A 26,580-nucleotide genomic window follows, 5' to 3' on the forward strand; every position below is an offset into this window, starting at 1 on the left:
GCATTGCCGACGACACAGACTCAAAGAGCCGATGCCTGGGTTTCATCGCGCAAGGCTTTGAACAAGGGTTCAAGAAACGCCTCGACATACCGCGAACCAACCGCCGAGAGGTGATTGTCGTCGGTGTACAGCGACTGACCGTCCAGTTCCACCCGGCACCAGTCATTCGCACTGCATAACTTGGGCGCCGGATCCATTACCTTTACCCCGGGATCAGCCGCCGCCATGCGCTCGAATACGCTGCTGATATAGGCCTGGCGCTGGAGGTGCTCATCCAGGGGCATGCCTTCTTTGTCGGTGGGCCGGCCGAGCATCGCCAGGCGACTCAGGCGGTAAGGCGGACTGAATTCCTGCAGGGGGACTTCCTTGACCAGCCACACCCGATGACCGCTGGCGCGCAATTGCTGCACAAGGGCGCCCAGACTTTCAGCGAAGCGCCGCTCGGCGAAGGCGCGGTCATAGGTTCCGGTCGCCGGGTCCAGCAACGAAGCCTCGGTGTCACCATCGCGCTGCCCATAGACATACAGGCTCCAGCGCGCCACCAGCACCACGTCGCTAAAGGTTTCCTTGTCGAGCAGCTGCGTGACCTGCTGGTTAAAGGCCAGGCAGCCCGGAACGCTTTCCTTGCGATTAAACGGCAGGCAACCGGCATAACCTGCCTGCGTGACGCTGACACCGTACTTGCTGGCGCCGTCTCGCAACGCCGGAACCAGCGCCGTGGCATGGCTATCGCCCCAGACCAGCGCGCGTGTCGGCGCGGACTGAGGTCCGAAATGACAAAATCCATGGTGGCGATTTTTCCCACCATCCACCAGGCAGGCCATAAGGTCCGGGCTCCACTCGCGCGCCTGGGCAAATTGCAGCGCCTCGGGCGACAGGCGCCAAGGCAAGCCCTTCGTCATGACCAGGCCTTTGCCGAGCAGTCCCACCCCAAGCAGCGCGATACCCGCCGCCACCAGGATTTGCTTGCGCCCTGCCAACAGCCGACGTTCACGGAACGGCGCCTCGACAAACCGCCAGGACGCATAACCCAGCACCAGGCTCAACACAAACAGTGCACCAAGCTCCCACGGGCCCAGCCCGTCGACACTGGCGTACTTGCCAAACACGTACACCGGCCAGTGCCACAGGTACCAGGAGTAGGAGATCAGGCCAATCCCCACCAGCAAGCGGCTACCCAGCAGCTTGCTCGTCAGGGTAGTTTGCTGGCCGTTGGCCCAAATCAGGCAGACCACGCCCACCACCGGCAACAGCGCTGCGGCGCCGGGAAACGGCGTGCTCGGGTCATACGCGAAGACCGCCAGCAGGATCAGGCCGAGGCCGGCAAGGCTGACGGCCTGCGCCAACGCCGGGCTGGCGCGGTACTCGCGTATCGGCATTACCGCCAGCATTGCGCCCGCCAACAGCTCCCAGGCACGCATCTGCAGCAGGAAAAAGGCTCTTTCCGGAGCGTGGGCCACCGCCCATGTACTCATGCCGAATGACACCAGCAACAACACGAACAGCGCCGTGCGCCAATATTTGAGCCGGCTCGACAGCAGTGTCAGCAGCAGTGGGAAGAGGATGTAGAACTGTTCTTCAACCGACAATGACCAGGTATGCAGCAACGGTTTGATATCGGAGGCCACATCAAAGTAACCGTCCTGACGCATGAAAAACAGGTTGGAGATAAACACCACCTGGTTATGTATCGAGCGCCCCAACTCGCTGTAATCCTTGGGCGCCAGCAGGAACCAGCCCACCACCAGCGCGCCGAGCATCATCACGAACAGTGCCGGCAGGATACGCCGCGCTCGCCTGGCCCAGAAGCTGACAAAACTGAAACGGCCGGCCTCACGCTCGCGCCAGATGATCGAGGTGATCAAGAAGCCGGAGATCACGAAAAACACGTCGACGCCGACAAAGCCGCCGGTAAAGCCCGGTACACCAAAATGAAACAGCACAACAGCGAGCACAGCTATGGCACGCAGGCCGTCAATGTCCCTGCGATAAGCGAGAATGGTCATAAAATCTTGTAATTTGCCTGATCGGATGGACAGCGAGTGTAGTAACACACGCGAATTTGTTTCTAAACAGACACACACTAAAGCCAAAACTCCTTTTCCAGAAACAAAAAAAATGGCGCCCCATGGGGCGCCATCCTTTTTGACCGAAGCGTCGTGTTACTTGCGCTTCATCGACAGGAAGAACTCGTCGTTGGTCTTGGTGGTTTTCAGCTTGTCGATCAGGAACTCGATGGCCGCAACTTCGTCCATCGGGTGCAGCAGCTTGCGCAGGATCCACATGCGCTGCAGTTCGTCATCGGCGGTCAGCAACTCTTCGCGGCGCGTGCCGGAACGGTTGATGTTGATGGCCGGGAACACCCGCTTCTCGGCGATACGACGGTCCAAAGGCAGTTCCATGTTGCCGGTACCTTTAAACTCTTCGTAGATCACTTCATCCATCTTCGAACCGGTTTCAACCAGTGCGGTGGCGATGATGGTCAGCGAGCCGCCTTCTTCGATGTTCCGCGCAGCGCCGAAGAAACGTTTCGGTTTCTCCAGGGCGTGGGCATCGACACCACCGGTGAGCACCTTGCCGGAGCTTGGGATCACGGTGTTGTAGGCACGGGCCAGACGGGTGATGGAGTCGAGCAGGATCACCACGTCTTTCTTGTGTTCGACCAGGCGCTTGGCCTTCTCGATCACCATTTCGGCAACCTGCACGTGGCGGGTTGGCGGCTCATCGAACGTCGAGGCAACCACTTCGCCGCGCACGGTGCGCTGCATTTCGGTTACTTCTTCCGGACGCTCATCGATCAGCAACACGATCAGGTGAACTTCAGGGTTATTACGGGCGATGTTCGCTGCGATGTTCTGCAGCATGATGGTCTTGCCGGCTTTCGGCGGGGCCACGATCAGGCCGCGCTGGCCTTTGCCGATCGGGGCACACAGGTCGATGACACGACCGGTCAAGTCTTCGGTGGAACCGTTGCCGGCTTCCATCTTCATGCGCACGGTCGGGAACAGCGGCGTCAGGTTCTCGAAGAGAATCTTGTTTTTCGCGTTCTCGGGACGATCGTAGTTGATCGTGTCGACCTTGAGCAGGGCGAAATAACGCTCGCCTTCCTTTGGAGGGCGGATCTTGCCAACGATGGTGTCACCGGTGCGCAAGTTGAAGCGACGGATCTGGCTCGGCGAGACGTAGATATCGTCTGGGCCGGCGAGATAGGAAGCGTCTGCAGAGCGGAGGAAGCCGAAGCCGTCCTGGAGAATCTCCAGCACGCCATCACCGGAGATTTCCTCGCCGCTTTTCGCGTGCTTTTTCAGCAGGGAGAAAATCACGTCCTGCTTGCGCGAACGGGCCATATTTTCTATGCCCATCTGTTCGGCCAATTCGAGCAGTTCGGTAATCGGCTTTTGCTTGAGTTCAGTCAGATTCATATAGGAATGACGTAATCATTTATGGAGGGGGGGAAATTAAGCTTTTGGCTTAATGAGGCCGCGCCGCAGAGAAGGCGACAGGATCGCGTACTAATCGAAAAGGAGAGCGTCGGCGACGGCTTGCAGGGGGCAGTGGAGAAACCAGTGCGGGGCCGAATGTACCACCTGAGTTTCAGAGCGTCTAGCCCTGTTTCACGAAAAAGCCCCGCAAATTGCGGGGCTTTTTGAGGACGCTTAGATATTGGCGTCGAGGAAAGCTTGCAGCTGGGACTTCGACAGCGCGCCGACCTTGGTGGCCTCGACGTTGCCGTTCTTGAACAGCATCAGGGTCGGGATACCACGCACGCCGTGCTTGGCCGGAGTTTCCTGGTTGTCGTCGATGTTCAGCTTGGCAATGGTCAACTTGCCTTCGTAAGTGGTGGCAATGTCGTCCAGGACCGGAGCGATCATTTTGCAAGGACCGCACCACTCAGCCCAGTAGTCAACCAGCACCGGGCCCTGGGCCTTCAGTACTTCGGCCTCGAAGGTCGCGTCGGTGACGTGCTTGATAAGATCGTTGCTCATGGATGTCTCCGGGTTGTAAGCAAAAAAAACGTTGCCCATCATAGCCGCCCTTCCCGCGTTCAGGAAGCTGCAGCTGATTGACTCTTCCTATGATGGCGCATGAGTTTGGGTATAGCCCAACTCATGGGGTTACGGGAGTGATGAAGGCAATCCCTGTACGCAACGCCGCGTTACGCACATGTTCCTGCATGCTTTTCTGCGCCGCCCCGCTGGCGCGTCGGGCCAGGGCACGGAGGACCTTGCGGTGCTCCTGCCAGGTCTCCATGGCCCGCTCCGGCCGGATGAACGGTAGTTTCTGGCTCTCCAGGAACACCTCGGCACTGGCGCTGAGGATGCTCACCATCGCCTGATTGCCGCTGGCCAGCAGGATGCGCCGGTGGAATTCGAAGTCCAGCCGGGCGGCTGCCTCGAAATCACCGGCCTTCAGCTCCTTGCGCATCGCCTCGACGTTATCTTCCAGGATGTCCAACTCCCCGGTGGTCAGCGTCACCGCCGCCAGCCCCGCCGCAAAACCTTCCAGGGCGTAGCGCAGTTGAAAGATATCCAGCGGCGTCGCCTGTGCCGTAAACGGCCAGGCCAACCCCGGCAGCTCTTCGGCCGCTTGCACGAACACGCCTTTGCCCGGCTGCACACTTACCACGCCCAAGGCACTGAGGGACGACAAGGCTTCACGCAAAGAGGCCCGGCTCACGCCCAATTGCAGCGCCAGGTCGCGCTGGGAGGGCAACGCATCACCCGGCCCGAAGCCCTCGTCAGCGATCAATTTGCGGATGGCCTGTAGCGCCACTTCCGGTACGGCTTGGGCGATGGAATTCATAAGAAACTCAGGTTTCCAGTCAACTGAGCGGCTAGTTGTAAAGCTATTCGCAGCGCCCGGCAAGCCACGCCCCAAAGGGGCTCGCGCGGTTTTGACGGCGCTCGAAAAGGGTGCAGAAAACCCAGTAACTGTTCAGACCAGTAAGACCGCCAAGACTCAACAGCCACCGGCTCTGGCGCGAAATACGGCGGTGCTGGCATGGGCTGTGCACTGGCAAAAACCGGAAAATCCTTTCGTCCTTTTCGGAGAGTCGCCATGACCAAGCGTTGCAGCGCCCTGCTCACTGCCCTGTTTGCCAGCCTGATGCTGAGCCAGGCGCCCGCCCAGGCCAACGGTCTGGACGATATCGTCGCCCGTGGCACCCTCAAGGTGGCCGTGCCCCAGGATTTCCCGCCGTTCGGCTCGGTCGGCCCGGACATGAAGCCCCGCGGCCTGGACATCGACACCGCAAAGCTTTTGGCCGACCAGCTCAAGGTCAAGCTTGAACTGACCCCGGTCAACAGCACCAACCGCATCCCGTTCCTCACCACCGGCAAGGTCGACCTGGTGATTTCCAGCCTGGGCAAGAACGCCGAGCGCGAGAAGGTCATCGACTTCTCCAAGGCCTACGCGCCCTTCTACCTCGCCGTATTCGGCCCTCCCGATGCGCCGATCAGCACCGTTGACGACCTCAAGGGCAAAACCATCAGCGTGACCCGTGGCGCCATCGAAGACATCGAGCTGACCGCCGTGGCGCCTAAAGAGGCGACGATCAAGCGCTTTGAAGACAACAACTCGACCATCGCCGCCTACCTCGCCGGCCAGGTGGACCTGATCGCCAGCGGCAACGTGGTGATGGTGGCCATCAGCGAACGCAACCCCAAGCGCGTGCCGGCACTGAAAGTGAAGCTCAAGGACTCGCCGGTGTACGTGGGCGTGAACAAGAACGAGCCGGCGCTGCTGGACAAGGTGAACCAGATCCTGGTCGCGGCCAAGGCCGACGGCAGCCTGGAAAAGAATGCATTGCAGTGGCTCAAAGAGCCGCTGCCGGCTGATCTCTGAGCGCGGTAACGAGGGTTAGCCTATGGCCTATCAATTCGACTTTGTGCCGGTCCTGGCCAATACCGATCTGCTGCTGCGCGGCGCGCTGTTCACACTTGAACTGACCGCCATCGGTGCAGTACTGGGCGTGGCGCTGGGAATCGTCGGCGCCGTGGTGCGGGCGTGGAAGATTCAGCCGTTCAGTTGGATCTTCGGCGTGTACGTCGAGTTGATCCGCAACACGCCGTTCCTGGTGCAGTTGTTTTTCATCTTCTTCGGCCTGCCGTCCCTCGGCCTGAAAATCACCGAATGGCAGGCGGCAGTGCTGGCGATGGTGATCAACCTGGGGGCGTACTCCACCGAGATCATCCGCGCCGGGATCCAGGCGATCCCCCGCGGGCAACTGGAAGCGGCGGCCGCGCTGGCGATGACACGTTTCGAGGCGTTCCGCCATGTGGTGTTGCTGCCCGCGCTGGGCAAGGTCTGGCCGGCCCTGAGCAGCCAGATCATCATCGTGATGCTCGGCTCGGCGGTCTGCTCGCAGATCGCCACCGAGGAACTGAGCTTTGCCGCCAACTTTATCCAGTCGCGCAACTTCCGCGCCTTTGAAACCTATGCGCTGACGACCCTGGTCTACCTGTGCATGGCGCTGATGATCCGCCAATTGCTGAACTGGATCGGCCGGCGCTATGTCATGAGGAACGCCCGATGAGTGATTTTTCGTTCTGGGACATCGTGCGCAACCTGCTCACCGGTTTGCAGTGGACCTTGCTGCTGTCGCTGGTGGCGTTCATCGGCGGCGGCGTGATCGGCTTGCTGGTGATGACTATGCGCATCAGCACCAAGGCGTTCCCGCGCAATGTCGCCCGCACCTATATCGAACTGTTCCAGGGCACGCCGCTGTTGATGCAACTGTTCCTGGTGTTCTTCGGCATCGCCTTGCTCGGCGTGGACATTTCGCCCTGGCTGGCGGCGGCGATTGCCTTGACCCTGTTCACCAGCGCCTACCTGGCCGAAATCTGGCGTGGCTGCGTCGACTCCATCGCCCACGGCCAATGGGAGGCGTCCGCGAGCCTGGCCCTGAACCCGCTGGAGCAATTGCGCTATGTGATCCTGCCCCAGGCCCTGCGCATTGCCGTGGCGCCAACCGTGGGTTTCTCGGTGCAAGTGGTCAAGGGCACCGCCGTGACCTCGATCATCGGCTTCACCGAGCTGACCAAGACCGGCGGCATGCTCGCCAACGCTACCTTCGAACCCTTCATGGTCTATGGCCTGGTGGCGCTGGGTTACTTCCTGCTCTGCTATCCCTTGTCCCTCAGTGCGCGCTACCTGGAAAGGAGACTGCATGCCTCTGCTTAGAATTTCCGCCCTGCATAAGTATTACGGCGATCACCACGTACTCAAGGGCATCGACCTGAGTGTCGAAGAGGGCCAGGTGGTGGCGATCATCGGTCGCAGCGGCTCGGGCAAATCCACCCTGCTGCGCACCCTCAATGGCCTGGAGTCGATCAATGACGGCGTGATCGAGGTCGACGGCGAATACCTCGACGCCGCCCGCGCCGACCTGCGCACCCTGCGGCAGAAAGTCGGCATGGTGTTCCAGCAGTTCAACCTGTTCCCACACCTGACGGTGGGCGAAAACGTCATGCTTGCGCCGCAAGTGGTGCAGAAAGTGCCGAAAGCCAAGGCCGCACAATTGGCGCGACAGATGCTCGAGCGCGTTGGGCTGGGGGAGAAGTTCGACGCGTTCCCCGATCGTTTGTCCGGCGGCCAGCAGCAGCGGGTAGCAATCGCCCGGGCTCTGGCGATGTCGCCCAAAGTACTGCTGTGCGATGAAATCACCTCGGCCCTGGACCCGGAGCTGGTCAACGAAGTGCTCAGCGTAGTGCGCCAACTGGCCAAGGATGGCATGACACTGATCATGGTCACCCATGAGATGCGTTTTGCCCGGGAAGTGGGTGACAAGCTGGTGTTCATGCACCAGGGCAAGGTGCATGAAGTGGGCGACCCGAAAATCCTGTTTGCCAATCCGCAGACCGCCGAGCTGGCCAACTTCATTGGTTCGGTGGAGCGCACGGACTGAGGCATCAAGCCCCGGGCGCCCACTCAAAACCGCCCTGCCCCTCAAATGTCGTTTCATCCCTGACGGCCAGCAAAGCAGCAGGCAGGAAGGTCTCGACGTTGACCAGGGCGGTGAAGCGGCGCCCATGCACCGGCATACCCGCTACGTGTGCAGCAAGCCTATGGCCCGGCAGCAATCGTCCGGTCGCCGGCTCTTCAGACAGGTGCGGCATTACCAGCTCAACGGATTTTCCATCGACTTGAGCGGACTGCAGGCTCAGGGTGAAATGCCCCTGGCGCCCAAACCGAAAGCCCTGCTGGTTGGCGGGTACGCCCGTAAAGCGCAGCGCCATGGATACCGGCACCTCACAGGCCATGCTCAGGCGAAGCGTGCGCTTGCCCAGCGCGATCTGTGGGTCGCCCCGCTCGGCCTGGCGGACCAGACCGTAATCAACCCGGGGCTGGCTCAAGGACACCTGGCAGTTATCTGCCCGCGCCTCATTGGCCAACACCACGACAAACAGCAGCAGGTAAAGGATAAGCCCATGACGCAGGCGTCCACCGTCAAAAGGCCCCACCGGCTCAGAGGGTACGGCAGACCGCCGAACCTGTTTCATAGAATTTGTCGTCATTGGATTCTGGCTCAAGGTTCAGTTGCAACAAGCAGGTGCTTGAATCTGGCAAGGAGATGTTCAGCGCTCGCGACTCATCCAGGCTGTTAAGGAAGACCATGCCCTCGCCCACGACGCTGGTCAGGAAAGCATTGTTGCTGTCGAAAACCGAGCCTCCCTGGGGCAAGGGTTGGCCCTGCGCGTCACGGACCTCAAGCAATACACGGCGCACTTTCACTACTTCGAAATCGATCGTGTTGAAAGAACCGCGTCCGGCCGCAAGGACCTTGGTGCCGTTTTTCAGATCGATGCGCTTGGGCAGGGATTGGGTTTGCACCTCGACATTGCTGCTGCGGTAGGCAGGCAGGCTGGCGATCACCGCCTGCCCGCGGTAGTCAGTCCAGACCGGCCCCTGCGGCGTCGAAACCTTGGCTGCCCCGACATTACCCACAGAGACAATTCCAAAGGTGTCCTGGACGGCATAGGGCGAGAACGTCATGCCTCTGTCGTGGACCACCACGCCGCCCTGCAATTGGCCGGTATACCCGGTGCTCAATGAATCATGTCGCACACCCAACCCTATCTGGGTGTAACGCGGCATGGCATTCACGCGGGCGTGAACAGCCTGTGTACGGCTCGCCTGCTCACGCGCAACCCCCACTTCATAGTTCACATAGTCGTTGACCCGATCGCTGAAGGCGGTCCCAAGATCGAACCTGTCGCCCCGCCGACTGGCATACGAGGTGACGCGGCGATCCCCACCGAACGGCACGGTGACCTGCAACCGAAGCGAAAGCCCCTTATCCGACACATCGCTGCGCTCGTCTCGAACGGTGTTCCTGACCTTGCGCGGTCGAGAGCCGCCCACCCGGGAATCCGCAATCAAAGCCACCTGGGTGCCATTGAATTGCTGGTTCCATGAGGCAAAGACGTGTTCGGCGGAGCGATCATCAAATTGCGAGCTGCGGGAATAACTGACGGAAAAGCCTCCCAGGGACGGGTCGACCCAACTCAAACCTACCGTGTATTGGTCCTTGAAGCGGGCATCCCGCTGGTCACGCCGCGTCGACTGCCCCACTTCCAGTACTTCGCGATAATCCCGCGTCTGGGTAGTGGCACTCGACGTCATTTCAATGCCGGCGAACAGCGGACTTCCCACGGTGACTGAGCTGCGAGCCCCGGTAACTTCGTCCCGGCCATCGCGAGACAGGTTCTGGCGCACGCCAACCGAAAGGTGCTGGAAAAAAACACTGCTCCACACGCCACCCGCCGCCTGGTATTCGTCGGTACTCAACAGGCCGAATCCCAGTGACGAGTTGCGCCCCAATCCCCAGGTCCCACTGCCCATCGCCACGACCGGAGGCTCCCCGGCACCCGGATTTGCCCCGCGCATCTTGCCCAGGGAGAAGTAATAACCGGGCTTTATCGGTACCGCCCCCGCAAAGGACGCGGCAGGGACGGTGAACCCATGCCTGCCACCACGAGTGCCAATGACACTGACCTCAAGATCGCTGGTGCCATTGAGTATGGGTAATCCGGTCAACGTGAACGGGCCTTCCGGTACCAGTGTGGTATGGATCAACACCCCGGCCTGGCGCACCTCGACCCGGGATGGGCTCTGGGCCAAACCTTCGACCACCACGCTGCTGCCACCCGGACTGCGCGATTGGCCATCCGGCGAGAGCTGGAAACCCGACAGCTGTAACCCACCGAACACCGGGTTGTTGCTGGAAATCTGCCCGACCTGGAAGGTCGACTTCAGGGGCGCGAAATCGCGTTGGGCGTAGGCATTCACATGCTCGCTGCTGCGCTTGCCGTTATCGGAGACAAAGAATTGGCGGCTTCGGACGATCCAGTTGCCGATATTGAATCCCGCCTCGGTGTAGGCCGAAACCGAGCGGGAAGAGCCGCTGTTGAAGCGCTCTTCGAATCCCTGCACATCATTGAACAAGGCTGCCGTGCCGCCCTGGGAGAAACTGCCGACATCCCATTCGGCCTCGCGCATTGACTGAGTAGGCACCACCAGCGATACCTCATCGCTGCCGGGGCGCAACTTGACGATGGTCGCGGGGTAAGCACCGAGAAAGTCATGACACGCCTGATCGGGCGCGATACCCGGCCGAATAATCGCGGCTGGCAACCGCAACCCGGCCTTGTCCAGCAGGACCGGGGTAAAACACAACTGCCCCTGGTAATCGAAGCGTGCCTCCACCAGGCCCAATGAGGTGCCGTTGACCTGCAGCCCCACCACGTGCACGCCCTCGCGGAATCGCGCAGCACTGCGAAAATAATGGGCAACCTTCGGGTCGATCCCGTTCGCCGACAAGACCGCCAGATCAAAACCCGATCCGAGCTCCAGCGCGTAGGCGGGAAGGCTCCACAGCGTTGCCAGGCCGATACAAGTCCGGGAAACCGAGGTTCGAATGGGTCGTACAGAGAGGCTCCAATCGTTTGCATGGGTAGCATTTCTCATAGACCGCTCAACCCGCCTCGACAACAACGGAGGCTTCGTAGGCGGTTGCCGAATACCCGTAGACCGTCGCCGGCTGAATCTCGACACCGCTGACCTGGGCCATCGCCTCTTCGATGCGGGTTGATAACACTTCGCCAGGCAGGATATAGGTGCGCGGCAATATCGCCGGGTGCCTCGACGGCAGCAGGTGCACCTCCAGCCCCATCCGGACCACGTAGGCACTGTCGTTATGAACCGTCAGCCGATTTCCCCGCAGCTTCCACTTCAGCAACTTCCATGGCTCCTGATGCCGCGGCAAGCCCTGGGGATGCAGGATCAGCGGTAAGTCCTGTCGAATGGTCACTCCAATGGTCGAGCGCCCTTCGGCGTGCGCCTGCGGAATACCTTCAAAGGTGACACGCTTCAATCGCTGGGTCTTGAGCGGCTGCTTCAAGGTACTGATAAACCGCACAAGTTGTGTTTCGCCCGGTTCGACACGGGCGATAGGAGGCGTAACGATCAAGAGTGTCTCCGGATCTTCCGGGACGTTTTGAATGACTGTGTGAAGTAAAGCAGGGCCAGCGTCCGTATTTTTTACGTTGATCGTCGCTTCACCGTTCTCTTCATAAAGAATAACAACGGATGTTTCCGGCTCCATCCCATCCGCTCTTACACTGCCAGAAACTAAAAAATAAAGATTCGCACACCAGAACAGAGCATTAACTGCATTTAAAAGACGACTCATCGAACTCTACCCGCAACCAGATAACGCACCGTTGACAATCACGAAATACCTGTACGCATATAAAGAGCCAGCACGAAGCCACGGTGCGCGACCGCCTGCTAAATGCTGGCCATGTTTATAGAGTTAGATTCGAGTTACTACCAAAGTAGCAGCTCCATTCAATTGAATATCCCTGCTGAGATCCAGTGCATCGCCGCGATTGATCACAGCCTTGACTACGAGAGTGCCGGTAACGGAAGAGACCGCGGCTGGAGTTGTGTTGTTATTACGGCTCCAGGAGTGCTGGTAAGGAGATTTTTCGACCTTGCCGTCACTGGTGCTCCAGGCACCGCCGGAGCTTGTCCTTCTAAGCGGGTACAGCGTAGCCCCGACAGTGGTCAAGGTGGCGAGCCTGATCGAATAGCCACCGGTATTCCTGGTTCCGACCGCGCCAAGACCAAAGTTGTGGTTGTCGGTGAAGCCGGTTCCCAGGATCCCCCTTACGACACTGTTTGTTTGTGAGTCAGTAACGGACAGTGCCATCTGGGCAGCCGCCGCACCACAGTTGACGTTTAACGGCAGCGACTTTTCCGGCAGAGGATAGAAAGAGGTCAGCGGAATGCTCGACGCATTGATCGTACCGTAATCAACGGTGCCGCCTGTGGCGCCGAGGTTTACCGTGCATGCAGCTGGTTTAATGGTTCCGGTGACTCTCAGGTTTCCGGCACCACTTGTATTTGCTTGAGCACCCATGCTTACCGCCAGGCCAACGACCACTATTGCCAAACCAAATGTTCTGTTCATGTTCATCCTGTCACTGAAGTTCTCAGGTGCATGTGGTTCGCCGGGCTATTCCATGCCCAACTTCTATCAACCTTGATAGGCAAACTACAAATAGTTAACACCACGGCTTAATTGCCGAGTGACAGTCTCTCTCGTAAACACCCGAAGAAAGAATGAGACGACGCCTGAACTAGTGTCAGAGCGGTAAAAAAACAATGTCCCCTCAGATCATCCTTGCAGTAGTCCTGACTTAATTATCGACTGGAACAAATAACCCAGCCATGTAGGCATATTCAGGAAGCCTATTAAAGCTGGAGATTTCCGTTACTCCACTTGCCCTACGGAACAATCGCCAGGCGCATCAAGAATCGCCCTACATATCCTGCAGATTTTCCTCCAAGACACCGATGAGCGAATTCCGGAAGCACTACGCGTTGGCGTCAGCGGTTGATCGTGGCACGATGGCGAGGTTATCGACCGAGACCCCTTAACCATGCCGCAATCCCAAGCCAAGAATCTGTCCCTGATCGCCGCCATCGACCTGGGCTCCAACAGCTTTCACATGGTCGTGGCCAAGGCCCAGAACGGCGAAATCCGCATCCTTGAGCGGCTCGGCGAGAAAGTGCAGCTGGCTGCCGGGATCGACGACGAGCGTCAGCTCAATGAAGAATCCATGCAGCGCGGGCTCGATTGCCTGAAGCGCTTTGCCCAACTGATCAACGGCATGCCCCCGGGCGCCGTGCGGATCGTCGGCACCAACGCCCTGCGCGAAGCCCGCAACCGGGGCGAGTTCATCCGCCGCGCCGAGGAGATCCTCGGGCACCCGGTAGAGGTCATCTCCGGCCGCGAGGAAGCACGCCTGATCTACCTCGGCGTGTCCCACACCCTGGCCGACACTCCGGGCAAGCGCCTGGTGGCCGACATCGGCGGTGGCAGTACCGAATTCATTATTGGCCAGCGCTTCGAGCCGCTGCTGCGCGAAAGCCTGCAAATGGGCTGCGTCAGCTACACCCAGCGCTATTTCAAGGACGGCAAGATCACCCCGGCCCGCTACGCCCAGGCTTATACGGCGGCGCGGCTGGAGATCATGAGCATCGAGCACGCCCTGCACCGCCTGACCTGGGATGAGGCCATCGGTTCGTCCGGCACCATCCGCGCCATCGGCCTGGCCCTCAAGGCCGGCGGCCATGGCACTGGCGAGGTCAACGCCGAAGGCCTGGCCTGGCTCAAGCGCAAGCTGTTCAAGCTGGGGGATGCCGAGAAGATCGACTTCGAAGGCATCAAGCCTGATCGCCGCACCATTTTCCCGGCGGGCCTGGCGATTCTCGAAGCGATTTTCGACGCCCTCGAACTGCAACGCATGGACCACTGCGATGGCGCCCTGCGTGAAGGGGTGCTCTACGACCTGCTGGGCCGTCATCATCATGAAGACGTCCGTGAGCGCACCCTCAGCTCGTTGATGGAGCGTTACCACGTCGACCTGGAACAGGCGGCGCGGGTTGAACGCAAGGCGCTGCATGCTTTCGACCAGGTCGCAGCGGATTGGGACCTGGAAGACGGCGTGTGGCGTGAACTGCTGGGCTGGGCGGCCAAGGTCCATGAAGTGGGGCTGGACATCGCCCACTACCATTACCACAAGCACGGCGCCTACCTGATCGAGCACTCGGACCTGGCGGGTTTCTCCCGTGAAGACCAGCAGATGCTCGCGCTGCTGGTACGCGGCCACCGCCGCAACATCCCCCGGGACAAGTTTGCCGAGTTCGGTGCCGAGGGCATCAAGCTGATTCGCCTGTGCGCGCTGCTGCGGTTTGCGATCCTGTTCCACCACATCCGTGGTACCCAGGAAATGCCGCAAGTGGTCCTGCGGGCCAATGCCGACAGCCTGGACGTGGTATTCCCGAAGAACTGGCTGGATGAAAACCAGCTGACCCAGGCGGATTTCGCCCAGGAAGCCGAGTGGCTGACGCGGGTTGGGTTCACGCTGAACGTGCGCTGATATGAGTGAGTGACGCGGAGCGTCACAGGATGTATTCCCACGCAGAGCGTGGGAACAATCCAACGCCACAAAACAAATGTGGGAGCGGGCTTGCTCGCGAAAGCGGTGGATCAGTCGCTGAATCTGTTGACTGAAACTCCGCCTTCGCGAGCAAGCCCGCTCCCACATTTTTGACCGCGTCGGTTTTTAGTTCACCGTCAGAATCGGGCTGCCCAGCTTCTCCAGCAACGTCGCCTGGGCGCTGCGCGGGTTCTGGTTGCCGGTCGGGGTGTTGCGCACGTAGCGCCCGTCCGACTGCAGGCTCCAGCTGTGGGTGTTATCGGTGAGATAACTTTCCAGCTCCTTCTTGACCCGCATGATCAGTTTCTTGCCTTCCACCGGGAAGCAGGTCTCCACACGCTTGTCGAGGTTGCGCTCCATCCAGTCGGCACTGGAGAGGAACATCTGCTCCTCGCCGCCATTGAGGAAGTAGAACACCCGCGTGTGCTCCAGGAAGCGCCCGATGATCGAACGCACGTGGATGTTATGGGATACCCCGGCGATGCCCGGCCGCAGGCAGCACATGCCACGCACCACCAAATCGATACGCACACCCGACTGGCTGGCCTTGTACAGCGCGCGGATGATCTTCGGATCGGTCAGCGAGTTGAACTTGGCGATGATGTGCGCCGGCTTGCCTTCGAGGGCGAACTGGGTCTCGCGGGCAATCATGTCGAGCATGCCCTTCTTCAGGGTGAACGGCGCGTGCAGCAGTTTCTTCATGCGCAGGGTCTTGCCCATGCCGATCAACTGGCTGAACAGCTTGCCGACGTCTTCACACAAGGCATCGTCGGAGGTCAGGAGGCTGTAGTCGGTGTAGAGCTTGGCGTTGCCGGCGTGGTAGTTGCCGGTGCCCAAGTGGGCGTAGCGCACGATCTCACCGGCTTCGCGGCGCAGGATCAGCATCATCTTGGCGTGGGTCTTGAAGCCGACCACGCCGTAGATCACCACCGCACCGGCCGCTTGCAGGCGGCTGGCCAGTTGCAGGTTGGATTCTTCATCGAACCGCGCCCGCAGTTCGATCACTGCCGTCACTTCCTTGCCGTTACGCGCGGCATCCACCAGCGCATCGACGATTTCGGAGTTGGCGCCGGAACGGTACAGGGTTTGGCGCACAGCCAGCACGTGCGGGTCCTTGGCGGCCTGGCGCAGCAGGTCGACCACCGGGGTGAAGGACTCGAACGGGTGCAGCAGCAGAATGTCCTGCTTGCTCACCACACTGAAGATGTTCTCGCTGTTTTGCAGCAGTTTCGGGATCTGCGGGGTGAACGGCGTGTATTGCAGCTCCGGGTGGCTGTCCAGGCCAGTAATGCTGAACAGGCGCGTCAGGTTCACCGGGCCATTGACCTGGTACAGCTCGGTCTCGCTCAGGTTGAACTGCTTGAGCAGGTAGTCGGACAGGTGCTTCGGACAGGTGTCCGCCACTTCCAGGCGCACCGCATCACCGTAGCGACGGGAGAACAGCTCGCCGCGCAGGGCGCGGGCCAAGTCTTCGACGTCTTCGGAGTCCAGCGCCAGGTCGGCGTTACGGGTCAGGCGGAACTGGTAGCAGCCCTTGACCTTCATGCCCTGGAACAGGTCATCGGCGTGGGCGTGGATCATCGACGAAAGGAATACATAGTTATCGCCAGCGCCCCCCACCTCTTCCGGTACCTTGATGATCCGTGGCAACAGGCGCGGTGCCGGAATGATCGCAAGGCCGGAATCGCGACCGAAGGCGTCGATACCTTCCAGCTCGACGATGAAGTTCAGGCTCTTGTTCACCAGCAGCGGGAACGGGTGCGTCGGGTCGAGGCCGATGGGGGTGATGATCGGCGAGATTTCGTCGCGGAAGTAGCGGCGCACCCAGGTCTTGATCTTGGTGGTCCAGTGCCGGCGCCGGATGAAGCGCACGTGATGCTTTTCCAGTTCCGGCAGCAGGATGTCATTGAGGATCGCGTATTGGCGGTCCACGTGGCCGTGTACCAGCTCGCTGATGCGGGCCAGGGCCTGATGCGGTTGCAGGCCGTCGGCACCGGCTTGTTCACGGGCGAACGTGATCTGCTTCTTCAGGCCGGCGACACGGATCTCGAAGAACTCGTCCAGGTTGCTGGAGAAGATCAGCAGGAATTTCAGCCGCTCCAGCAACGGATAGGACTCATCCAGTGCCTGTTCCAGCACGCGGATGTTGAATTGCAGTTGTGACAGCTCGCGATGGATGTACAGGCTGCTGTCATCCAGGTTGGTAACCGCAACCACCGGTACCGGCGCGGCAGCGGGCGCTTCGGCCACCACGGCAGGCGGGGCCGGCTCCAGCTCCGGCGGGGTCTCGGTAGCTTGTTCGACCACCGGGTGAGCGTCTTTTACGGCAACTTCTGTGAGTCCTTCGGTATTCATCGAGTGTTCCTGTGAGGGCTAGTGTTGCTCTCTAAGCAATTGGGCAGCGCGGGCGGCGAAGTAAGTCAGGATGCCATCGGCACCCGCGCGTTTAAAGGCAGTCAGGGATTCAAGGATCACCCCTTCACTCAACCAACCATTCTGGATCGCGGCCATGTGCATGGCGTATTCACCGCTGACCTGATAGACAAAGGTCGGCACCTTGAATTCCTCTTTGACCCGATAAAGGATGTCGAGGTACGGCATCCCGGGCTTGACAATCACCATGTCGGCGCCTTCGGCCAGGTCCGCGGCCACTTCGTGCAGGGCTTCGTGGCTGTTGGCCGGGTCCATCTGGTACGAGGCCTTGTTGGCCTTGCCCAGGTTCAGCGCCGAACCCACCGCATCGCGGAACGGGCCGTAATAGGCGCTGGCGTACTTGGCCGAGTAGGCCATGATGCGCACGTTGACGTGGCCGGCCAGCTCCAGGGCTTCGCGAATCGCCTGGATGCGACCGTCCATCATGTCCGAGGGGGCCACCACCTGGGCGCCCGCTGCGGCGTGGGACAAGGCCTGTTTTACCAGCGCATCAACGGTGATGTCGTTCTGAACATAGCCTTCTTCGTCGAGAATGCCATCCTGCCCGTGGGTGGTGAACGGGTCCAGCGCCACATCGGTAATCACCCCCAGCTCCGGAAAGCGTTCACGCAAAGCGCGGGTGGCGCGCTGGGCGATGCCGTCGGGGTTCCAGGCTTCGGCGGCGTCCAGTGACTTCAGCCCAGACGGCGTGACCGGGAACAGCGCCAGCGCCGGAATCCCCAGTTCAACCCAGTTCGCGGCCTCTTCGAGCAGCAAATCAATGGTCAAGCGCTCCACGCCCGGCATCGACGCCACCGCTTCCCGACGATTTTCACCGTCCAGCACAAACACCGGCAGGATCAGATCATTCACCGTCAGCACGTTTTCACGCACCAGGCGCCGGGAAAAATCATCACGACGGTTGCGACGCAGACGAGTGGCGGGAAACAGGCGGTTGGCGGGGGTAAAGCTCACGGCAGACTCCTGAGCCCGGCTTGACGGGCGAGCGTGACAGTTATAAGCGGCCATTATGACGAAGGAATTACAGTTGTGGTTAGCTCATGCGCCGTAAGGCAACCGGCGTGCGACCTGTAGTCGCATTCGTCGTTTATGTAGGAATTGTTCACTTCGTGACACATCTCGATACTTTCATGAATGTTCACGAAGGCGTAGGCTGCGCGTTCATTTCGCCAGCACCCAGACCATGCTTCAACAATTTCTGCATGACTTCGGCTACTTTGCGCTGTTCCTAGGCACCTTCTTCGAAGGCGAAACCATCCTGGTTCTCGCAGGCTTCCTGGCGTTCCGTGGATACATGGATATCAACCTGGTGGTGGTCGTTGCCTTTTTCGGCAGCTACGCCGGCGACCAGTTGTGGTACTTCCTGGGACGCAAGCACGGCCGCAAACTGTTGGCGCGCAAGCCGCGCTGGCAACTGCTGGGCGACAAGGCCCTGGAGCATATTCGCAAGCACCCGGACATCTGGGTGCTGAGCTTCCGGTTTGTCTACGGTTTGCGCACGGTGATGCCGGTGGCCATTGGTTTGTCGGGCTACCCGCCGGGTCGCTACTTGTTGCTCAACGGGATTGGCGCCGCCGTGTGGGCCGCTGCGCTGGGCGCTGCGGCTTACCATTTCGGCGCGGTACTGGAAGGCATGCTGGGCAGCGTCAAGAAATACGAGCTGTGGGTGCTGGGCGCACTGCTGGTGCTGGGCCTGGGCTTGTGGATTCGCCGGCGCGTCAAGAACGCCCGCCTGACCCGCGAAGCCTGTGCCGCCGAGAAGGTTCGCCTGGCGGCCGGCGAACCTGAAAAAGCCGAAAAGCCTACGACGCCAGTCGAGTAAGCCGGTCTCTGCAACAGTAGAGGCCGATGCCGCTGAGCAAGCTGTAACTGACCAGGCCCAGCCAGCCCAACGCGCTGGCCGGCCACAGCCCCACCAGCGGCGCCAGCCACACCAAAGGCACATTCAGTGCCAGGCGCAGCAGTTCAGCCTTCAACGCCCACGGGCGGTTCTCCAGCGCCACCCCCAGGGTAAACAACCCCAATGCCATCGCGCTCCAGCCCAACACCAGGGCAGCGGTCGGCAAGCCCTCGCCGAAATTCATCAGGTAGCTGCCAAAACCCACGTACGCGGCAAACTGCAGCGCGATGTAAATCTGTTGGCGCCCATCCAGCGGCACCTCGAACTTGCGGAACTGGCTCAAGTCCGGCTTGGCCATCGGGTACTTTGCCGCCACATCCGCCGGGCGCCAACCGGTGCGCATGAACCAGATCCGCAGCTTGTCCCACCCACTTTCGGTGCGCCGTGCATCACTCCACAGCTGCGCATAAAACTGCAGGTTGGCCCATAGCGGGTTCCAACTGGCCAAGGGCGTGGTCACGCCAAAGATTACCGGCTCGTTATCGTCTTCTTCCTGGAAGGAGCCAAACAGGCGGTCCCAAATAATGAACACCCCGCCGTAGTTGCGATCCATGTAGAGAGCGTTCTGTGCATGGTGGGCCCGATGATTGGATGGCGTGACGAAGAACCACTCGTACCAGCCGAGCTTCGGCACATGCCGCGTATGCACCCAGAATTGATACAGCAGGTTGAGGGACGCCACACTGATAAACACCACCAGCGGCACGCCCAGCACGGCCAGCGGCAAGTAGAAGATCCAGCTCAGCAGGAAGCCGGTGCTGGTCTGGCGCAAGGCGGTGCTGAGGTTGTAGTCCTCGCTCTGGTGATGCACGGAATGCGCGGCCCAGAGGATGTTGCGCTCATGGCCCATGCGATGCAGCCAGTAGTAGCAGAAGTCATAGAACACAAAGGCGAACACCCAGGTCCAGACGCTCTGGGCCGACAGCTCAATGATCGCCAGGTGCTTGAGGGCGAAGGCATAGGTGAGGATGCCCACCCCTTTGGTCAGCAGCCCCGTGGTGGTGGACAGCACGCCGGTGCTGAGGCTGTTGATGGCGTCGGCCACCCGGTAGTTGCGTTGGCCGCGCCGGTAGTCGGCCAGCAGCTCGACCACGATCAAGGCAATGAAAAACGGTACCGCGTAAGGGACGAAGTCCATGGGCAAGTCCGGTCAATTATTGTTACATCTAGAGTAGGTGTAGCGGCTGGATATCCCATTGGCAATGAGTGACAAATGAGTAGACATTTAACGCCATGAATCAGGAGAAATGCCCATGAGCAAAAAGATTGCAGTGATCCTTTCCGGCTGTGGCGTGTACGACGGTGCCGAGATTCATGAAAGCGTGATCACCCTGCTGCGCCTGGACCAGCGCGGCGCCGAGGTGCAGTGTTTTGCGCCGAACATTGCCCAGTTGCATGTGATCAACCACCTGACGGGCGAGGAGATGCCCGAGTCGCGCAATGTGCTGGTGGAGTCGGCGCGTATTGCCCGCGGCGAGGTGAAGGACATTCGTGAGGCCAACGCCGAGGATTTCGACGCACTGATCGTGCCCGGGGGGTTTGGCGCGGCGAAGAACCTGTCGGACTTTGCCGTGGAAGGCGCCGGGTGCAGCGTCAACCCGCAGGTGCTGGAACTGGCCGAGGCGTTTGCCGAAGCGGGCAAGCCCGTCGGGCTGATCTGCATCTCGCCGGCGCTGGCAGCGAAGATCTATGGCCCAGGCGTGACCTGCACCATCGGCAATGACGCCGACACCGCAGCCGCCATGGACAAGATGGGCGCCACCCACCAGGAATGCGCGGTCGACGACATCGTCGAAGACAAGGCGCGCAAGCTGGTGAGTACCCCGGCCTACATGCTGGGCAAACGCATCAGCGAAGTGGCGTCAGGCATCAACAAGCTGGTGGACCGGGTGCTGGAACTCACCCACGAGAACGATTAGGCCTTCATCAGCCGGGTCAGAATCCGATCCAGCGAATTGGCAAACGCCTGCTTGTCCTTGTCCCCATGGGGCGGCGGGCCACCGCCCATCTGCCCCTGCTCCCGCAGATCGGTGAACAGGTTACGCACCGCCAGCCGTTCGCTCATGTTCTGCGGGCTGAACTCCTTGCCTCGTGGGTCGAGCGCAGCCACGCCATTCTTCACCAAGCGGTCGGCCAACGGCACATCGCTGCAGATCACCAGGTCACCGGGCACGGCGTGCTCCACCAGGTAGTCATCGGCCGCGTCCGGGCCGCTGGGCACCACGATCAACTTCACGCACGAGAAGCTCGGCTTGATCTGGCTCTGCCCGGCCACCAGCACCACTTCGAACTGGCGCTTGAGGGCGAACTTCACCACCTGATCCTTGGCCGCCCGGGGGCAGGCGTCTGCATCGATCCACACGCGCATGGTTAAGCCACCACCCGGCGCTTTTCAGCGAGCCGGCTGCGACCGTACAGCACCACAATCGCCAGGATCGCCACGGCCTGGGCGCTCAGGGAATAGGCATCGGCGTGAATGCCCAGCCAGTCGAAGTCAAAGAACGCCACCGGCCGGGTGCCGAAGATCCCGGCTTCCTGCAACGCCTTGACGCCATGCCCGGCGAATACCACCGACAGCGCGCACAGCAACGCCGCGTTGATGCCAAAGAACAGCGCCAGCGGCAGTTTCGCCGAGCCCCGCAGAATCACCCAGGCCAGGCCCACCAACAGCACCAGCGCCGTGGCGCCACCGGCCAATACCGCGTTGTGCCCGGCAGGGCCGGCCTGCAACCACAGGGTTTCGTAGAACAGGATCACTTCGAACAGCTCGCGGTACACCGAGAAGAACGCCAGCATCGCAAAACCGAAGCGCCCGCCACCGCCTACCAGGCTGCTCTTGATGTAGTCCTGCCAGGCGGCCGCGTGACGGCGGTCGTGCATCCACACCCCGAGCCACAGCACCATCACGCTGGCAAACAGCGCCGTGCAGCCTTCCAGCAACTCGCGCTGGGCGCCGCTGACGTCGATCACATAAGCCGCCAACGCCCACGTCGCCAAGCCGGCCAACAGCGCCAGGCCCCAGCCGACGTTGACGCTGCGCACCGCCGATTGCTGGCCGGTGTTACGCAGGAACGCGAGAATCGCCGCCAGCACCAGGATCGCTTCCAGGCCTTCGCGCAGCAGGATCAGCAAACCGGAGATGTAGCTCAGGGACCAGCTCAAGCCATCGCTGCCCAGCAGGCCGGCCGACTCGGTGAGCTTGCCCTTGGCCACATCCAGGCGCTGCTGCACTTGCTCGATCGGCAAGCCGTCCTGCAATGACTGCCGGTAGGCCATCAGGGCCTTTTCGGTGTCCTTGCGCACGTTGGCATCAACGTTATCGAGGGAGCTTTCAACCAGCTCGAAACCTTCCAGGTAGGCGGCTACCGACAGGTCGTAGGCCTGCTCGTGCTCGCCATTGCGGAACGCGGCGAGGCTTTTGTCGAGGGTGGCCGCGGTGTAATCAAGCAACTGCGCCGGGCCACGCTTGACCTGCGGCGGTTGGGCGCGCTGGGCGCGGAAGGTGGCAACTGCGCCGGGACCTTCGGCAGCCAGCACTTCGTTGGGGGTCTGGCGCGCGAGGTCGGCGAGGTTGAAGGACTTTTCACTGTTCGCGGCAGCCGGGTCGGCGGTGAAGCCGGCGATATAGGTCGCCAGGTCCCAGCGCTGGCGGTCGTCCAGTTGATCGGCAAACGACGGCATGTCGGTGCCTTCCACGCCCAGACCCAGGGTGTTGTAGATCGCGTAGAGGCTCAAGCGATCGAGGCGTGCAGCGTCCCGCAGGTTGGCGGGCGGCGGCGTCATGCCCACGCTTGCGGGGCCATCGCCGGCGCCTGTGGCGCCGTGGCACACCGAGCAGTTCTGCGCGTACAGCGGCGCACCGCGCGTCGGATCGGGGGTAATGGCCGGGGCCTGGCTGACTTCATAGGCCACTGCCAACTTGGCGCCCAATTGCCGGGCCTGGTGCGCAACCACCGCGCCGTCCTGATGGGCCGTTACGGCGGCCAGCAGTTCATCCACGCCTTTGATCAGTTCGGCGCGCTCGGGCTTTTCCGGTAGATCGGCCACAAGCCCCTGCAACACCCCGAGAAACTCTACCTGTTCACGGTATTCGGAATCATCGATAACCTTGCCCGCCTCCACCGTCGGCGGGTAGTCCGCACCGATGTAATCCAGTAAATGCAGGGCCTGCGGGGCGCCCTCGGCAGTCGCAGCCAGCAGGTTGAAGCTGCACGACATCAACGCCGGCAGCACCAGCCAGGCAAGAAAACGGAAGGGGGCAATCATGAATGAATCTCAAAGGGAAATACGAAGTAACACATTGTCAAACCTTAAGGGGTTTGACTCAAGGCGTTAGTGATTCGGGGAAAGGGATAACGACACTGAGGTAGTGGCATCCGAGCTAAAAATCGGATCCAAAAGGCCATTGTTTTGCCAGTAATGCAGCTTATAATGCCGCGCCTTCGTTATTTCGAAATGGCATTTCAGCTCCTCTTTTTATGAGGAATTGGCCGGATCGCAACGCGTTCCTGCCATTGGTGATTCGGCCCGACCAGCACATTCGGCCGATTACGTTCAGGGAAGAAGCTCTTCGATGGCATCTCGCGCCTTTACCTCGCTCGCGCTCGCGGCAGTGACCTTGCTGTCCGGTTGTTCGATGTTTCGCAGCTACGACACCGAGCTGCAAGCCACCAATCAGCAGTTGGCCACCGGCAACGTCGACGCCGCGCTGACGCTGCTTGAGAAGAACAACACCGGCGACGACAAGGACCTTCTCTACTACTTCGAAAAGGGTGAGTTGCTGCGCGCCAAGGGCGACCTGACCGGCAGCCAGGTCGCCTGGCGCAGCGCCGACCTGCAAGTCTACAAGTGGGAAGAGTCGGTCAAGTTCGACACCGACAAGTACCTCGCGCAGTTCGGCGCCTTCCTGGTCAATGACAAGGTCCGCCGTTACGAAGGCTACGACTACGAAAAGGTCATGCTGACCACCCAGATGGCCCTCAACCTGCTGGCGCTGAATGACTTCGACGGTGCCCGCACCGAGATCAAGAAGACCCACGAACGCGAAGCGGTGATTGCGGACCTGCGGGACAAGGAATACCTCAAGAGCGAAAACGAGGCCGAGCGCCAGGGCATCGCAACCCAGTTCAAGGACCTGCGCGGCTACCCGGTGGAGAGCCTCAACGCCCCCGAAGTGGTAGGCCTGAAGAACAGCTACCAGAGCGCTTTCAGCCACTACCTGGCCGGCTTCGTCTACGAAGCCCTGGGCGAAAAAGACCTGGCCGCACCGGGTTATCGCAAGGCCGCCGAACTGCGCCCCAACACACCGCTGCTGGAACAGGCCCTGCTCGACCTGGACAAATCCAAGGTCGGTGCGGACGAGACTGACGTGCTGATCGTGGTGCAAAGCGGCCTGGCGCCGGCCCGCGACTCGATTCGCCTGCCGTTGCCGATCCCCATCGACGGCCACCTGGTGATCACGCCACTGTCGTTCCCGGTGATCAAGCCCGACACCTCGACCGCGCCCTTCGCCCAGATCGGTGTCGACGGCCGGCAACAGAACCTCACTGCCCTCAACAGCACCACCGCCATGTCCCGCCGCGCCCTGCGGGATGACATGCCGGGGATCATCCTGCGCACCACCGTGCGCGCCGTCACTCGCGGCATCACCCAGAACAACCTGAACAAGACCAACCCGATGGCGGGCCTGGTACTCGGTATTGCCTCGGCCGTCACCGAAGGCGCCGACACCCGCACCTGGCGCACCCTGCCGGACATGACCCAGGTGACACGCCTGCGCCTCAAGCACGGCGAGCACCAGGTCAGCCTGCCCAACGCCCTGGGCGGCACGCTGGTGACGGTCAAGGCCGATCAGCGCTACCAGGTGATCACCCTGCGCGTGGTCGGCAACCAGGTCTTCGCCGGCGGTCTTGCAGCCCACGTGGTGCAGAACAATCCGCCCCAGGCCGTCGCCACTCTCAAACAACCTTAAGGAGCACGCTATGCGTCATTTCATCCTCGGCGCCCTGGCGCTGATCCTGCTGGCCGGTTGCGCCACCCCGCCACCGCCGGAACCCGGAAGCGCCGCGAGCAAGATCGTGGTGATGGGCAAGTTCAAGGGCATCGCCGTCGGCGCCATCCGTGTCGCCCGGGAAAACGGCTTCCTGACCGCCAAGGTGCAGTTGAGCAACATCACCAGCAGCAACCAGATGATGTATTACCGCTTCGCCTGGCTGGGTGCCGACGGTTTCCCGGTGGGTGATGAAGAGACCTGGAAGGTGCTGAACCTCTACGCAAACCAGGCGACCTTCCTGCCGGCCATCGCCAACCTGCCCCAGGCTGCCGACTTCCGCCTTGAAGTGAAGACGCCTTGATCCACCCACTCATTCAGTTTCAGAGAGACATCCCCATGTTTGCACGCTTCTCGTTCCTCGCCGTGGTGGCCGTCCTGGCCAGCGGCTGCGCCAACACCTCGCCAGTCCTGGGCGGTAAAAACATCAGCTACGGCGACAGCAAGGCCGTGGAACTGGTGACCAACGAGTTCGGCTCCACCGACCTGCAGATGATCGCCGAAAGCATGACCCGCTCCCTGGCCCAGTCCGGCATCCTGCAAGGCCGCCCGGTGGTGCAGGTGTATGACGTGAAGAACAAGACCAGCGAGTACATCGATACCCGCGAGATCACCACGTCGATCAAGACCCAGCTGATGAAGACCGGCACCGCCCGCTTCGCCAGCGACAACACTGACATGCAAAGCCAGGTCGACCAGCTGAAGCTGCAGAACCAGAGCGGCCTGTACAAGAAGTCGACCGTCAGCAAGACCGGCAACATGGTCGCCGCCAAGTACCGCCTGGAAGGCTCCATCAGCTCCATCGTCAAGCGCAGCTCGGACTACAAGGACGTGTTCTACAAGTTCAGCCTGCAACTGGTCGACGTCGAAAGCGGCCTGGCCGAATGGATGGACGAAAAAGAAATCCGCAAGACCACGGAGCGCTAAGCAATGCGTGCATGGATCGGCATGATCGGCCTGCTGTGCGCCTTTGGCGCCTCGGCCGCACCGAAGATCGCGGTAACCGACCTGGCCTACGAGGCTCGCGTGGAGGAGTACATCCACCAGGTCGCGGCCAGCAATAATTTCCAGGCCAGCGCCTACAACGCCAGCGGCGCCTCGAGCTACAGCGAATACGAAAGTCGTACCAGCTACATCGAGCAGACCGAGCTGCGCAAGTTCAGCGGCGACATCAAGGGGGAAATCCTCAAGTCGCGGCAGTTCCAGCTGGTGCAGGGCACGCCTTACACCGCGGACGCCAAGGGCGATGTGTATGACGTGATCAAGCGGATCAAGGCCGGTAACTTCAAGGGTGCGGACTACGTGCTGTTCGGCACCTTGTCGGACATCGACTTCACCCAGGACATCAACGCGCTGGACCACACCAACAGCTACTCGGCGGTGCTGGGCCTGACGCTGGTGGCGGATTTCAGCCTGATCAACACCCGCACCTTTGAGATCACCTCGGCGTTTACCGCCATGGGCGAAGGCCAGGACACCAAGCTGGTGAACAACCGTGACGTGCGCGTGAGCCTGAACCGGCCTCGCGTGGTGCGGGAAGTGTCGAAGGCGTTGGGCGAGGATGTGGCGCGGCAGTTGGCCGAACAACTCGGCGGTGGTTATCAGGAAGCACCTGGACAGCCTGCATTGCGCAATAACCTGCCACGGGATGAAGCGCCGAAGATCCTGCGCTGAACGAAAATCCCGCT

Annotated in this window: 24 protein-coding genes; 11 read left to right on the plus strand and 13 right to left on the minus strand. The window is 60.9% G+C overall.

All coding sequences use genetic code 11. The features are described from left to right. Positions 1-20 precede the first annotated feature (20 nt). From HX815_RS08070 to HX815_RS08085, 4 genes are all read right to left on the minus strand, one after another. The gene (locus HX815_RS08070; protein WP_177028044.1) at positions 21-2,006 is read right to left on the minus strand and encodes an acyltransferase family protein; all 1,986 of its coding nucleotides are present in this window, start codon (positions 2,004-2,006) and stop codon (positions 21-23) included. Positions 2,007-2,162: 156 nt separating this feature from the next. After that, positions 2,163-3,422, minus strand: a complete 1,260-nt coding sequence (rho, locus tag HX815_RS08075) for a transcription termination factor Rho (RefSeq protein ID WP_008438874.1) — start codon at positions 3,420-3,422, stop codon at positions 2,163-2,165. 234 nt (positions 3,423-3,656) lie between these two features. Continuing rightward, positions 3,657-3,986, minus strand: a complete 330-nt coding sequence (gene trxA / locus HX815_RS08080) for a thioredoxin TrxA (protein WP_003213989.1) — start codon at positions 3,984-3,986, stop codon at positions 3,657-3,659. 121 nt (positions 3,987-4,107) lie between these two features. Next, positions 4,108-4,803: a FadR/GntR family transcriptional regulator gene (locus HX815_RS08085; protein WP_003213991.1), complete on the minus strand. Its 696-nt coding sequence runs from the start codon at positions 4,801-4,803 to the stop codon at positions 4,108-4,110. A gap of 255 nt (positions 4,804-5,058) precedes the next feature. Here HX815_RS08085 and HX815_RS08090 point away from each other — a divergent pair, with 255 nt between their 5' ends. The 4 genes from HX815_RS08090 to HX815_RS08105 are packed head-to-tail and all read left to right on the plus strand — an operon-like array spanning position 5,059 to position 7,906. Continuing rightward, on the plus strand, positions 5,059-5,844 hold the full coding sequence (locus HX815_RS08090; RefSeq protein WP_003213993.1) for a transporter substrate-binding domain-containing protein: 786 nt from the start codon (positions 5,059-5,061) through the stop codon (positions 5,842-5,844). 22 nt (positions 5,845-5,866) lie between these two features. Then, positions 5,867-6,535 carry an amino acid ABC transporter permease gene (locus HX815_RS08095; protein WP_003213995.1) on the plus strand — a complete coding sequence of 223 codons (669 nt, stop codon included), beginning with the start codon at positions 5,867-5,869 and terminating at the stop codon, positions 6,533-6,535. Then, a complete protein-coding gene (locus HX815_RS08100) occupies positions 6,532-7,182 on the plus strand; it encodes an amino acid ABC transporter permease (protein ID WP_003213996.1) in 651 nt (216 codons plus the stop codon). Before HX815_RS08095 ends, HX815_RS08100 begins: the two co-directional genes overlap by 4 nt. Beyond that, complete coding sequence (locus HX815_RS08105; RefSeq protein WP_003213999.1) at positions 7,169-7,906, plus strand: amino acid ABC transporter ATP-binding protein; 738 nt, start codon at positions 7,169-7,171, stop codon at positions 7,904-7,906. Before HX815_RS08100 ends, HX815_RS08105 begins: the two co-directional genes overlap by 14 nt. A gap of 4 nt (positions 7,907-7,910) precedes the next feature. On the opposite strand, the gene HX815_RS08110 is transcribed toward HX815_RS08105, so the two are convergent. The 4 genes from HX815_RS08110 to HX815_RS08125 form a co-directional block, all read right to left on the minus strand. Next, entirely contained in the window at positions 7,911-8,501 is a 591-nt protein-coding gene (locus HX815_RS08110; protein WP_177028045.1) for a hypothetical protein, read from the minus strand. After that, positions 8,467-10,968, minus strand: coding sequence for a fimbria/pilus outer membrane usher protein (locus HX815_RS08115; RefSeq protein WP_256351062.1), 2,502 nt, complete (start codon positions 10,966-10,968; stop codon positions 8,467-8,469). The genes HX815_RS08110 and HX815_RS08115 overlap by 35 nt, the downstream gene beginning before the upstream one ends. A 7-nt stretch (positions 10,969-10,975) precedes the next feature. Beyond that, on the minus strand, positions 10,976-11,692 hold the full coding sequence (locus HX815_RS08120) for a fimbria/pilus chaperone family protein (RefSeq protein WP_218168913.1): 717 nt from the start codon (positions 11,690-11,692) through the stop codon (positions 10,976-10,978). Positions 11,693-11,815: 123 nt separating this feature from the next. Continuing rightward, on the minus strand, positions 11,816-12,475 hold the full coding sequence (locus HX815_RS08125) for a DUF1120 domain-containing protein (RefSeq protein WP_102604076.1): 660 nt from the start codon (positions 12,473-12,475) through the stop codon (positions 11,816-11,818). A gap of 472 nt (positions 12,476-12,947) precedes the next feature. Here HX815_RS08125 and ppx point away from each other — a divergent pair, with 472 nt between their 5' ends. Next, positions 12,948-14,450 carry an exopolyphosphatase gene (gene ppx, locus HX815_RS08130; protein WP_003214007.1) on the plus strand — a complete coding sequence of 501 codons (1,503 nt, stop codon included), beginning with the start codon at positions 12,948-12,950 and terminating at the stop codon, positions 14,448-14,450. Positions 14,451-14,636: 186 nt separating this feature from the next. Here ppx and ppk1 read toward each other — a convergent pair whose 3' ends face one another. Both ppk1 and hemB read right to left on the minus strand, forming a co-directional pair. Continuing rightward, the gene (ppk1, locus tag HX815_RS08135) at positions 14,637-16,865 is read right to left on the minus strand and encodes a polyphosphate kinase 1 (RefSeq protein ID WP_003214009.1); all 2,229 of its coding nucleotides are present in this window, start codon (positions 16,863-16,865) and stop codon (positions 14,637-14,639) included. Between the two features lie 18 nt (positions 16,866-16,883). Next, positions 16,884-17,897, minus strand: coding sequence for a porphobilinogen synthase (gene hemB / locus HX815_RS08140; RefSeq protein ID WP_177028047.1), 1,014 nt, complete (start codon positions 17,895-17,897; stop codon positions 16,884-16,886). 229 nt (positions 17,898-18,126) lie between these two features. Between hemB and HX815_RS08145 the strand changes: the two genes are divergently transcribed. Then, positions 18,127-18,765, plus strand: coding sequence for a DedA family protein (locus tag HX815_RS08145; RefSeq protein ID WP_003214015.1), 639 nt, complete (start codon positions 18,127-18,129; stop codon positions 18,763-18,765). Here the strand turns inward: HX815_RS08145 and HX815_RS08150 are convergent. Continuing rightward, the gene (locus HX815_RS08150; protein ID WP_008439297.1) at positions 18,746-19,981 is read right to left on the minus strand and encodes a sterol desaturase family protein; all 1,236 of its coding nucleotides are present in this window, start codon (positions 19,979-19,981) and stop codon (positions 18,746-18,748) included. The genes HX815_RS08145 and HX815_RS08150 overlap by 20 nt on opposite strands. Positions 19,982-20,096: 115 nt before the next feature. Here HX815_RS08150 and elbB point away from each other — a divergent pair, with 115 nt between their 5' ends. Further along, positions 20,097-20,762, plus strand: coding sequence for an isoprenoid biosynthesis glyoxalase ElbB (gene elbB / locus HX815_RS08155; protein WP_177028048.1), 666 nt, complete (start codon positions 20,097-20,099; stop codon positions 20,760-20,762). On the opposite strand, the gene HX815_RS08160 is transcribed toward elbB, so the two are convergent. Both HX815_RS08160 and HX815_RS08165 read right to left on the minus strand, forming a co-directional pair. Continuing rightward, positions 20,759-21,211 (minus strand): YaiI/YqxD family protein, encoded by a 453-nt coding sequence (locus HX815_RS08160; protein ID WP_003214020.1) that lies wholly within the window; start codon positions 21,209-21,211, stop codon positions 20,759-20,761. The two genes, elbB and HX815_RS08160, sit on opposite strands and share 4 nt — an antisense overlap. A gap of 2 nt (positions 21,212-21,213) precedes the next feature. After that, positions 21,214-23,109 (minus strand): cytochrome c/FTR1 family iron permease, encoded by a 1,896-nt coding sequence (locus tag HX815_RS08165; protein WP_008439302.1) that lies wholly within the window; start codon positions 23,107-23,109, stop codon positions 21,214-21,216. A 307-nt stretch (positions 23,110-23,416) separates the two neighbouring features. Here HX815_RS08165 and HX815_RS08170 point away from each other — a divergent pair, with 307 nt between their 5' ends. Genes HX815_RS08170 through HX815_RS08185 form a run of 4 tightly spaced genes read left to right on the plus strand, consistent with a single transcriptional unit; the run spans position 23,417 to position 26,566 of the window. After that, positions 23,417-24,814 (plus strand): COG3014 family protein, encoded by a 1,398-nt coding sequence (locus HX815_RS08170; RefSeq protein ID WP_003214023.1) that lies wholly within the window; start codon positions 23,417-23,419, stop codon positions 24,812-24,814. Positions 24,815-24,824: 10 nt separating this feature from the next. Next, a complete protein-coding gene (locus tag HX815_RS08175) occupies positions 24,825-25,196 on the plus strand; it encodes a YcfL family protein (protein WP_003214024.1) in 372 nt (123 codons plus the stop codon). Positions 25,197-25,231: 35 nt separating this feature from the next. Beyond that, positions 25,232-25,819, plus strand: a complete 588-nt coding sequence (gene lpoB, locus HX815_RS08180; RefSeq protein ID WP_003214026.1) for a penicillin-binding protein activator LpoB — start codon at positions 25,232-25,234, stop codon at positions 25,817-25,819. Between the two features lie 3 nt (positions 25,820-25,822). Further along, a complete protein-coding gene (locus HX815_RS08185; protein WP_087693297.1) occupies positions 25,823-26,566 on the plus strand; it encodes a penicillin-binding protein activator LpoB in 744 nt (247 codons plus the stop codon). Positions 26,567-26,580 lie beyond the last annotated feature (14 nt).

This window comes from Pseudomonas sp. E6002, from assembly GCF_013385565.1.
In the GTDB taxonomy this organism is placed as follows: domain Bacteria; phylum Pseudomonadota; class Gammaproteobacteria; order Pseudomonadales; family Pseudomonadaceae; genus Aquipseudomonas.